The sequence below is a fragment of the Paracoccus sp. NSM genome, assembly GCF_052379855.1.
Taxonomy (GTDB): domain Bacteria; phylum Pseudomonadota; class Alphaproteobacteria; order Rhodobacterales; family Rhodobacteraceae; genus Paracoccus.
Genome location: NZ_JBQTCG010000016.1, coordinates 23,334 through 33,971, shown reverse-complemented (window position 1 = coordinate 33,971; position 10,638 = coordinate 23,334). Strand labels below are relative to the sequence as shown.

Annotated in this window: 10 protein-coding genes; 4 read left to right on the top strand and 6 right to left on the bottom strand. The window is 59.6% G+C overall.

All coding sequences use genetic code 11. From position 1 onward, the window contains the following. Positions 1–46: 46 nt before the first annotated feature. Positions 47–955 carry an HNH endonuclease gene (locus tag ACTZWU_RS15580; protein ID WP_444738281.1) on the bottom strand — a complete coding sequence of 303 codons (909 nt, stop codon included), beginning with the start codon at positions 953–955 and terminating at the stop codon, positions 47–49. Between the two features lie 1,224 nt (positions 956–2,179). Here ACTZWU_RS15580 and ACTZWU_RS15575 point away from each other — a divergent pair. The 3 genes from ACTZWU_RS15575 to ACTZWU_RS15565 are packed head-to-tail and all read left to right on the top strand — an operon-like array spanning position 2,180 to position 5,126. Then, the gene (locus ACTZWU_RS15575) at positions 2,180–3,265 is read left to right on the top strand and encodes a winged helix-turn-helix domain-containing protein (protein ID WP_444738280.1); all 1,086 of its coding nucleotides are present in this window, start codon (positions 2,180–2,182) and stop codon (positions 3,263–3,265) included. After that, complete coding sequence (locus ACTZWU_RS15570) at positions 3,238–3,987, top strand: AAA family ATPase (protein WP_444738283.1); 750 nt, start codon at positions 3,238–3,240, stop codon at positions 3,985–3,987. The genes ACTZWU_RS15575 and ACTZWU_RS15570 overlap by 28 nt, the downstream gene beginning before the upstream one ends. Next, positions 3,987–5,126 (top strand): 5-methylcytosine restriction system specificity protein McrC, encoded by a 1,140-nt coding sequence (locus ACTZWU_RS15565; protein ID WP_444738279.1) that lies wholly within the window; start codon positions 3,987–3,989, stop codon positions 5,124–5,126. Before ACTZWU_RS15570 ends, ACTZWU_RS15565 begins: the two co-directional genes overlap by 1 nt. A gap of 181 nt (positions 5,127–5,307) precedes the next feature. Here the strand turns inward: ACTZWU_RS15565 and ACTZWU_RS15560 are convergent, their stop codons facing one another. The 5 genes from ACTZWU_RS15560 to ACTZWU_RS15540 form a co-directional block, all read right to left on the bottom strand. Next, positions 5,308–6,177, bottom strand: a complete 870-nt coding sequence (locus ACTZWU_RS15560) for a hypothetical protein (RefSeq protein ID WP_444738278.1) — start codon at positions 6,175–6,177, stop codon at positions 5,308–5,310. Positions 6,178–6,180: 3 nt separating this feature from the next. Further along, the gene (locus tag ACTZWU_RS15555; protein ID WP_444738277.1) at positions 6,181–6,702 is read right to left on the bottom strand and encodes a hypothetical protein; all 522 of its coding nucleotides are present in this window, start codon (positions 6,700–6,702) and stop codon (positions 6,181–6,183) included. Positions 6,703–6,749: 47 nt separating this feature from the next. Beyond that, positions 6,750–7,823: a helix-turn-helix domain-containing protein gene (locus ACTZWU_RS15550; RefSeq protein WP_444738282.1), complete on the bottom strand. Its 1,074-nt coding sequence runs from the start codon at positions 7,821–7,823 to the stop codon at positions 6,750–6,752. Between the two features lie 7 nt (positions 7,824–7,830). Continuing rightward, positions 7,831–8,460 carry a hypothetical protein gene (locus ACTZWU_RS15545; protein ID WP_444738276.1) on the bottom strand — a complete coding sequence of 210 codons (630 nt, stop codon included), beginning with the start codon at positions 8,458–8,460 and terminating at the stop codon, positions 7,831–7,833. 320 nt (positions 8,461–8,780) lie between these two features. Continuing rightward, a complete protein-coding gene (locus ACTZWU_RS15540) occupies positions 8,781–9,713 on the bottom strand; it encodes a hypothetical protein (protein WP_444738275.1) in 933 nt (310 codons plus the stop codon). Positions 9,714–10,358: 645 nt separating this feature from the next. Here ACTZWU_RS15540 and ACTZWU_RS15535 point away from each other — a divergent pair. Continuing rightward, positions 10,359–10,595, top strand: a complete 237-nt coding sequence (locus tag ACTZWU_RS15535; RefSeq protein ID WP_444738274.1) for a hypothetical protein — start codon at positions 10,359–10,361, stop codon at positions 10,593–10,595. The last annotated feature ends 43 nt before the right edge of the window (positions 10,596–10,638 follow it).

The window sequence follows — 10,638 nt, the reverse complement described above, 5'->3', positions numbered from 1 at the left end:
GATGTAGTTGCCACGTAGAGGCTTGATGAAATCGCTTCTGTCGCTCCTATCCCCAGGGAACTGGCTCGACTGAAAGTGCACGGCCGAAGACGTTCTCGCGGTGCCAGCGTAGGTTCACAGGGTGGGGCAGATCCCGCGGGTCCTGTGGTCTGCACAGCTTCTGCCCCGGCGCGAGCAGTCGCTGAACGACATCACCCGGCACCTTGTTGTGAGAGACCAAGATGGTCTCGCAATCCTCGGCGACGGAGATCAGCCCGCGGTCGAACATCCAGTGTAGCGTGCCCGACAGAGCAAGGCCATTGCGAACCGAGTCGCTGCCCTGGCTTTCGACAGGAAGGATATGGGCGGCTTGAACCTCCGGACGCCCGCCGCCATTGCGCAGCATCAGGCCAGACATCGCGCACCGGTAGCCATAGGCCTCCCGCACCTTCCGCCGAAAAGCTACGTCGCGATAGGGCCTCCGTGTGAGCCGCTCTAGCACCGGACGCTCGAAGATTTCGGCGCGATCATCGAGGCGGTCCGGCATTGCCACATCGTAGCGGGTGGCCTCAAGGCGCTCCAATTCCTGGGGCAACCCGAGATTGACGATGCGGGCGAAGTCCGCCTCTAACAAGCGCCGGACCGCCAGCTGCACCGAGCCACCCTTTTTTGCGGTGCCGTCTGGTTCGGTGAGCGCAGCTTCCATCGGCGTCCCATCCAAGAGCCGCGGCACTTCCTGATCGAACGGAAGAAAGGACCCAGGCTCGATCATCGCCAGGAAGCGGCCAGCTGCACCGGGTTTCGGGATCACCCGGTCGATCTTTGCCACCGCGAAGTAACCACGTGGACCCGCTTTGACTGGCTCGTAGTAGATGGCCCAGTCGCCGATGGCTTCCTCTACCGCCCTGAGGTAAGCGCGCGGAAAGTCGTATACGACGTCTGGCTCATCCTCGTAGATCGAGTCGGCCCTGTGCATGAGAACAAGCTTCACCATGCCTTAAGGAAAGCGGCCTGCTCAGAAAATGCAAGTGTCTGAGGTTGTGGCAGAAGGCCTCCGTTGTGTCGGGCCCCCCGATCGCCGTTGCCAAGACAAAATCAGCCCCGGCCGGCCACTGGGCTTCGACGAGTTTCTGCGACTGCGCTCCATTTGTCCCGTGGCCGTTTAGCTGCCTCGAAGAGGGTGGCTCTTGCAACCTGGCTAGAGATGACTGCCGAGGCCTGAAAGCCGCTGACGGCTGGCCGGGTAACTGATGCCCGGAGCGGCATAGCGGCTGGCCTCGATACATTCAGGATCGCGCGTGCCCATGCCCGTGTCAATCAGGGCGCATGAAGGCATTGGAGGTGGGATGATCTGCCGGGAGGGCCAAGTGAAGCACGCCGTCACAACAAGTGGCTGCGGGTGGGTCTTGAACAGCCACAGCGATTCCCCGCCAATGTCCGCAGGGTCACGTTCCCAAACTAGGCCAGCTACCTTCTCTCTGAGGAGGTCGATCCGACGCTATTCTCGCGCTTGCCCCTCGACTGAGCCAAAGGTCGCTTAACGCGAGTGAGAAAGGCGCTGGCGAGTAAGCTGTTGGCTCACATGATCCAGCACGTTCTCGAACGAAAAGGGGGAAGTAATGGGGGAACAAATTACAACGCAGGATAAAATATGCATAAATTTCAACCACTAAACAAGAGTGAGTGGCGGGCCATGGCCGATAGTGATGAGCACTACGTCTTCGCCATAGCACTATGACGCGTTCAGCGTTTGAACGGCCGCAATAAGCTTGCCGCACCCCGAAACCGGACAGAACTGTCCTTTTCGCAACTGAGGCTGGCTGGCAGGCCGGGAGGGGAATGGCGTGGTTTTGGCGGGGCAGTTTGGGGTTCTGGTGTAGGGCAAGATAAAGGAAACCGGCACCTTAAAGCGCCGGTTTCGCGGTAAGTTCTTGTCTGCACACTGTTTTCGATGCCCAGAAGTAGCACTGCGTTTTTGATCACTTAGTGCCGCGGATACGTGTATTACGCTGTTTTTATGAGATTTTATTCGGCACTCGTCTTGGTTTGGCACTTTGAGCGTCACACCGCGCCTTCGAGCCTGCCCGACCAGTCCGGAGTGAAGCGTTCCTGTACTCGTCACCTCGATCGCCCCTGCCCTCTTGGCCTTTCCGAGCGAGGCTGACATGATCGCCCTGTTGTCAAAATTGGGTGTTGGATCATGGGGCTGCACGAACAGAAGATCGATGGAGTGCCGCAGTTCGTCAGCTATTTCGCCCCCGTCATTGAGATCATGCGCGACCTTGGAGGACAGGCTCGGCCACGTCAGGTCTTTGAAGAACTTATCAAGCGCCACCAGATCCCGCAGGATTTCCTTGCGCTGACCAACAACAACGGCGGTTCGAAATTCGAGAACAGGGTCCACTTCGCCCGGTCGTATCTGTTCAAGGCCGGAATCATGACCTCGCCAGGCCGCGGCGTCTGGGGCCTTACGGACCAAGGCTGGAAAGCGGAACTCACGCCGGAGTGGGCCGCCGGGATCTTCCGCGCGGCAAGGGTGAACTTCACCGGAGACGAAGACGAACAGGAAGCCCCGAAGGACGAGATCGTTCCGGAGGGCATGAACCACTGGTTTGTCGGTGCCTCGTGGTCTGATGGGGATCAGACGGACCGGTTCCTGCGGGAAGGGATCTGGCAGAACGGATACGAGGACAAATTCTCGAAGCTTGTCAGGCAGATGAAGCCTGGCGACAGGATCGCCATCAAGGCCTCGTTCACCCGGAAGAATGACGTCCCTTTCGAAAACCATGGTCGCGCGGCAAGCGTGATGCGGATCAAGGCGATCGGGACGATCACCGCCAACCGGGGCGACGGTCTGACGGTCGAGGTGGACTGGAAGGAACTGGACCCGCCCAAGGACTGGTATTTCTACACCTACCGCACGACGGTTGCCCGCGCCCTTGTCGAGGAGGAGGACATGGCGCGTCGACTGGTCGCCTTCACCTTCGACGGCGAGGATCAGGATTACAGCTATTTCCTTGGAAAAACCTACTGGGCGGAGCGGTTCGCCCCTGAAGTGGACCCCCTGAGTGCCAGCGAGGCAGAAAGCGCGGCCGAGGGCGACAGTGCTGACCTCTCCGAGACACAGTCCTACACCGTCGATGACATCATCACCGAGGGCGGCTTTCCTGGACGCGACGCCCTTGCGGGCCTCATCGTCCGCCTGACCTTGAAGAAGAACCTCATCCTCCAGGGCCCCCCGGAACAGGGAAGACATGGCTGGCCCGGCAACTGGCCAAGGCGCTGATCGGGCGAAAGTCGCCGCAGCCTTCGCAGTTGCGATCGGTGCAGTTCCATCCATCCCTGTCGTACGAGGATTTCGTGCGGGGATATCGTCCGTCCGCCAGTGGTCTGATCCTGACGGATGTCATCTTCCTCCAGGTGGTCGATGCGGCCCGGGCCCAACCCGACGTGCCGCACGTGCTGATCATCGAGGAGATCAATCGCGGCAACCCCTCGCAGGTGTTCGGCGAGATGCTGACCCTGCTGGAAAACACCAAGCGCAGCCGGGCGCATGCGATGGAACTGGCCTATCGCAAGCTTCCGGAAGAGAAGATTCATGTGCCCGACAACCTTTACGTCATCGGGACGATGAACATCGCCGACCGCTCCCTCGCCCTGGTCGACCTGGCCCTGCGCCGGAGATTTGCCTTCGTGACGCTGGAGCCGATGCTGAACAAGGCCTGGGAAGACTGGTGCCGCGACCAGGATTTCCCGGACGACGTGATCGCCCTGATCCGCGACCGAATGCTTGCCCTGAACGAGACAATCGCCCAGGACCGGGCCCTGGGACCGCAGTTCCGCGTTGGCCACTCCTATGTCACGCCCGGTGACGATGACATCGCCGACCCGAAGCAATGGTTCGCCGACGTGATCGACACCGAGATCGCGCCCCTGCTGGAGGAATACTGGTTCGATGCGCCGGAACGCGCCCGGGATGCCGCCGATGCCCTTCGGGCCGGGCTGTGATGGCCGAGGCTATTCCCCTGCGCAACATCTGGTTGCTGTTCCTCTACGCCGCCAATCTGGTGCAGTTCAAAGGCAGGTTCGATCATCAGGTCGAAACCGCCCGGGATCTTCCCGATCTGGTTGCAAGGCTCCTCGTGCATGTCGCCGAGGAGCGCCTGCGCCGGAACCTCTCCCGGGGATACCGCACCCGCACGGCCACCCTCGCGCGCGTGCGCGAGCGCATCGACGCAACGGTTCGGCGCGGCTGGCAGCATCCCGAGGCCACCCTCGCGCGCGTGCGCGAGCGCATCGACATGCTCGAAACCACCACCCGCCGGTTGATGGATCGGGGCGCGGTCGCCTGCCGCTTCGACGAGTTCACGATGGACACGCCCAGGAACAGGTTGGTCAGGGCGGCGCTTGCCCGGTTGGCAAACCGCGTCGCCGACGATCTGGTGGCGCACCGGTGCCGTCAGCTGGCCGGGGACTTCACCCGCCTGGGCGTCGTCGGCCCACGTCCCTCCTGGGCCGAACTGGCAAGCGACCAGATCGGGCGCAACGAAACCGCGGGCCGCTTCATGGTGGCGCTGGCCCGGATGGTCTTCGACACGGTCATCCCGACCGAGGATGCAGGGCATGCTTCGGGTGCCCTGCCAGACAGCACCGATCATCTGGTCCGGCGGCTGTTCGAGCGGGCCGTGGGAAACGCCCTTCGCCTTGAACTGCAGCCGTCCGGCTGGAGCGTCGTCCAGGGCAAACACATGTCCTGGCCCTTCGAGGCTGCCTCCCCGGGCATCGCGGCGATCCTGCCCGGGATGCAGACCGACATCGAGCTGAACCACCCCGCCAGCGGCCGCCGCGTCGTGATCGACACGAAGTTCACCGCGATCTTCACGGCCTCGACCTATCGCGACCGGATCCTGAAAAGCGGCTACCTCTATCAGCTCTACACCTACCTTCGCAGCCAGGAGCGCCCGAACGACCCCACCTCGTTGACCGCCGAAGGCATATTGCTGCATCCGCAGACGGGGGGAGCCGTCGACGAGGTCATGACGATCCAGGGTCATGTGATGAGGTTCAAGACGATCGACCTGAGCTGTCCGCCTGGCGATCTCGAGGCGAGCCTGAGGGGCTTGATGAACGAGGCGACGGTGGAATGATGAGGGCGAGGGACCGTATCGGGCGGTGGCCGACGTCGCCGTCGAAACGGGCGGAAAGGGGGCATTCGCTGCGACTGCGAGCCCCAAATGACCGCGCACAGAAAGCCGACATTCAGAAGACGCAAAACTCAAACAGTGGATCGCAGTGCTGCAAGGTGGGGACGTGCCCATCGAGGACGCTTCAGGCCACAGGGCGCTTGGAGTTGGTCAAGTAGGTCTCTTCAGAAAAGACTCCCCTATAGACGCTTTCTTCCAAGAAGCTGAGGACCGTTTTTAGGTCGCGCTTGACGGATGGTAGAACAATGCGACCACCGTCTTCGTTCAGCGCAAGCCCTACGGTTTTTGCCCGTGCGATGATCTCTGCGGCATTGTGATCGACCAAGACATCCGATTTATGGATGCCCCGTATCAATTTTCGGCACCGTTCATCCATGTGGCTGTCGAAAACGGCTCGATTCTCGATGTGAAAGGATGGATGCTTTGCGAAGTCGTCGACTTCCTGAGCTGTCGCTTCGGCAAAATGCTCTTGAACCGTTAAGATCGACCGCAGCACGTGGAAGCTAACGAACATGACGGTGTCGCCGCGAACAACGGCGCCCAGCCGTTCATCCAGCGAAAACCCTTGCTCTGAAAGTTTGCCAAACCGGTTGTCGTTAAACGTCAGCGTCAGACCCCTGCGTTGCAGATACTGGGACGTACGAAACTTTTGTATTAAAATATGCCCTTCGATCTGCTCGGAGTGCATGAACAGAGCTTTGACTCCAGCCTCATCATAGTTGGTAATGTCCAAACGGTCGTAGGCCCCCGCGCCATTGGCCAACGTCTCATTCAGTTGTGCAAGAAGATCAGCGTCCGTGAGGCAAAGCAACTCGTTCCCGTCGGGCTTCCAATCGCCGTTAAACTCGATGGGCTCATCCTTGCCGTGAAAAAAGGACCTTTCCTGTTCATCGAAAATCGCTTCGACCTCGCCCTGCACGCCGGCTTCCAAGGGTACCCGTCGCACGACATTCTGCCCGTCCTGTTTACAAAACGCGAAAAGTGTTCTCGGCATTGGTCACTCCGTTTCCAAAATCACATAGTCCCCCAGTTCGATTCCGTTGATCGTCTGGTCGCCTTTGCGGATCGTCCGCTTGGTAATCAAGATGTTGGTGACGTTCTGTGGTGTCCCGACACGGTAGAAGTGCCAGCCGAACGCACCAAGCAGGGGGTTGAAAAAGTAGCTGTGGCTGGTCACCGCGATGAAGGCGAAGATCGCAATCGTGGGCACCCACATGATCCAGTTCAACTTGTCGAAATCGGCCGTAAACAACGGTAAGAGATACAAGAGCATAATTGCCATGTTCTCTCGGTCGGCAGGCTCCACCGTGGTGACCTTGTGTTGCTCAGCGGCAGGGGCGCGGTTGGAACGGGTCGTCTTGAGAACCCATAGGCACACCACAACCAATGTCGTTGAGCCGAGCAACAGCCACATCATAGTTGACCACGCATCGTTGAAGGCAGCGACGAATGCATATGTGTAGCCAACGGGCGCGATAGCCGTGGCAGTCAGGGCAAGGCGGGCCAGGCTGTTAAGCAACTTCCAGAACCGTCTGCTTGTCGGCTTGGACTTGCGGGAGCAGCGCGTCAGACAGCATTCAGTGATCCTCGCCTAGTTGGACGCTCGCCCCGTTCAGTTCCTGTCAGGCTCCCAATAAGGCTGTCCAGTTCATCGACTGGCAGACCCAGTTCCTCAGAAATATCGTCGCGAGTGACTCTTTCCTGCCAAAGTATTGTCAGCACCTTCTTCCACAGTACCGAGGTTTCCCGCTCGATGCCGACAGGCTCGCCTAACCGATAGCCTCGGCGGGAAAGGTCGATGCAGATTGACTTATATTGCCAATCCGACAACCGCCCTATGTGGTGCAACCGATAGGCCAAAGCCATCGCAGACACGCGCCAGCGTAGCTTGGCCTTGAGGATGATTTCGGTCGAGATCACACGCGGAACGCGCGCCCGCACATCGTCGGCAGGCATCAGGAAGGCAGAGGCAAAGCTGTTGGCCTCTTTCTCAAGAGAGCGGTCGCCTTTGGGATCACCGTGCCTGTGCAAGACCAGGTGGCCAAGCTCGTGGGCCGCATCGAAGCGGCTGCTTTCGGCGCTCTTGAAGTTGTTAAGGAATACGTAGGGCTTTCCACCACGCCAGAAAGAGAAGGCGTTGACCGATGCCGTATTCTCAGACAGCGACAGCATCCGTATGCCTTTGGTTTCCAGCAAACCCAACAGATTGCCGATAGGCTGTTGCCCGATCCCCCAATGCTGGCGCAGGCGGGTCGCGGCGACTTCGGGGTCGGTTTCCTCCGACAGCTCGTCAGGGAAATCCGGATTGGGCAAGCCGAAACGGTCCTCAATCCAGCTGTTGAGCAGCAAACCGAGTGATCCTGCAGCGATGGCCGCGTTTCGCTCGCGGGCAGTCATCTTTGAGAAGGAGCGAAAGCTGACGGCCCCGACATCAACCTCCTCAATATCCTCGCCCATGAAGAAGCTTGGCGGATAGCCCAAGGCCTCGCCCAACTTCTCAATGGTTTCGGGTTCCGGCTCATTGCGGCCTTTTTCAAGCCGCGTGATCGTGTCCACCCCAACCCCGGCCTTTTCAGCCAAGGCTTTGGCCGTCATGCCACGCCTTGCGCGGGCAAGTGATAGTCTCCCAGGGTTAAACATCGGCGTTCTACTTGCGAACGATCTGCGGCTCGAAATCATCCGCGATATCATCAGTATCGAGCGGAAGGATCGTGTCGTCTTCTTCAACGTCCTCGATCAGAAAGATGCGCTCCACAGCCGCCACGAAGGTGCGGCGAGCAATCACAGGGCGCGTGAGCTCTGCCCGGCCCTGCTGATCCACCATCAGGTAAAACAGCGCAGGGCCATCAACCGGCTTCGGCGCATGGGGTGCGAGATCGCCCGCTCCAGCGTGCTCAAAAAGGTTCGGCCCACTGGCGCGTTCCGCCCCCGCGCCCTTTTCCGAGCGCGGTTTGGGGTGATCGCGACCGCATGCTTCATCGACATTGCAGAACGAGACCTTGACCTCGAGGGCGTCGTTGCGGATCGCCTCGATCCCGTCGCGGCGGTCGATTTCCCAATTATCCCCCAAGTATTCGCGGCGCATGGCCGCCACGCCGTGATGGTAGGAAAAAGTGCCAGCCGCGTTCGACGGATGCAGGCCAGTGGCGTTGTTGCGTTCGGCTAGCGCCACTTGGACCGCGCGGATCAACCCCTCGCGGGTCAACCCAAGCTGGGCAAGCCGCTGGTTGATGTCGGCGGGCTCCTGCAGAATGATGGTTTCGATATGCTCGGTCATGCCTGCGCCTCATGTCGATTTTCTCGACCTACAAGTTGGTGGAAAAAATCGACAAGGTCAAGCTCCAACTCGCTTTGATCGCGCGAATAGCTCTGGGCGAAAGCTTGCGCGTCCAAAGTTGCGGTGCATCAAGTTCTGCACTTTCTGCGAACGGGTGATGGGTGCAAAGCCACGTTTTGGCAACTCGGCGCAATGATTGGCAGGTGAAGCTGCCATCGCGGTCTCCGAAAATCTTTCGATCCACAGACAAGAAGGTCGAAACGAAGCGGTTTGGTCTCTTCAACCGCCCCAGATGCTGTTGGGATGAAATTCCTTGGCGACTACTCCGAGTATTCATCTGAACCGATTGCAATGCGCAACAAGCTGATCCCGGTCGGACTTTCATCGTCACCAGGCTCATCGGGGCGTCCGCCTGACGGGGGAGGTTGATCCGAGGCGAAACCCAGGAAGAACGGATCCGATGTAGCCAGCGCAAAAGCGCTATGCCCGCGCTGTCGGCGTCTACTAAAACCAGCTGCGTATGTAAAAAACTGGAAATAGGTCTGCTTCATGAGCTCATCGACCGTCCGTGACCAGTCATCTCCAAGGCCGCTTGCCTCGCGGCCATATCCGACCTGCCCTGTCTCGACCATTCGTGCCAAGAAAGATCCCAGCCGATCACCTCCGGCAGGCATCACACACGCGGGTGCCTGCTGATGCCAATCTGGGCTAGGCTGCCCGTCGATTAACCCGTAACGGCCACAATCAAACGGTTTTCCAGGATACGTGCATGTAGAGAAGTTTCGCGCGCCAGGTGCAAAGTTCCTTGGCAAAGTGAACGATGGCCACCGCGACATCAGATCAAGTTGGCGCAAGTCGCCGGGTTGGGTCAGTGTCTGACCTCCGCCCGGCGCCGCCATTTTCGCCTGGATTAGAGCCGCCCAACGCCGACCTAGCCGACCACCCGTGTTGTCCTCTACAATCACAAGTAGGTCGGCGAGCTCGCAACTAACTTTATTGCCGTGAATGTCGGTGAAGGCCACTCGTGGCGTCTGGTGGCAGAGCACCCCGCTCATCTTGACTGACAGGCCGTGCGGACGAAGTAACGGCGACCAAGCATTGGCGATATCGTGGACGCCACCAAGGACCACTGCCGCTACAAATCCGACTTCTCCAGTCGGTTTACTTTGACCATGTGCGCCAGCCATCAAAACATTGCTGATCGCCGTATCGGCGGCAGCAGCGAGTGATGCGATTAGGTGATTAGGGACCATGCTTTCTCCTTGGGCGCCGATCTGACTCTCAAAATTTTTCTGTTTGCGATTTATATCTTCAGTCTGCTGGAATCTCTGCCCGAATGTAACGGTAAATCGAGGACAAAAACGATTAGCTGCTTCAGCGGGATATTGGTTGCGCGCCGCTCTGAGATGATGATTGTCACCTTAATTCTCTAACGAGACGCTGAACGACCGGTTCAGGGAATCTGCACTGCAGCATCTTGTGCAGCGCGAAGGTCGGCTCAGGGCCGATCGGGTCAGGCGCGCGCAGTGTCATGGCACCCTGATCGGCGCGGCCGGTGCCAGCTTTTCCGGTCGCCGCCCCTCCGATCTTCCGCCTTTTCTGCGCAAGACCTCGCTTGACCATTCAAGGTCGTTGCCTCGCGCCGCTGGTGTGATCGTAATCGGGCTGAACTGCGCGACAGAACCGAGCAAACGTGACCGAGCATGCCTGATGGTGTCCCTTCCAATCCTGTGCCGTTGACCACCTTGGTCGATTGCTTCGACGGGATCGCGATACGCGCATCGGCACACGAGGCGCGCTGCCGCACAAGGGGAATTGATTGTCGCCATACGATCCACGGCAAGGAAGCTCGAGATCGCCTCCTTCCAGCGGTTGCCTCTCTGTAGGCCTTCACCCAGATGGCCGAGGATCAGCCCCGCCCGCGTCAAGTTCCCCCCGCCACCGTTTCACAGCAGCTGGAGGCGCTTCTCGGTCATCCCTGGCCTTTTACCGGCAGGCCGCCCGTGCATGATCTGGCCCGCTGGCGCGTAACCGACGATTGGCCCGATCGAGTCCTAGTCACCGAAGCCGAGGTCGCTCACTTCGAGCGCTGGTTCACCAACCTGATTGACGAGCTCACCTCGCAGGGCGAATGACTGCCACGGCGCGTCATCGGCGTTTGCCGCTCAGCCTCCGGAT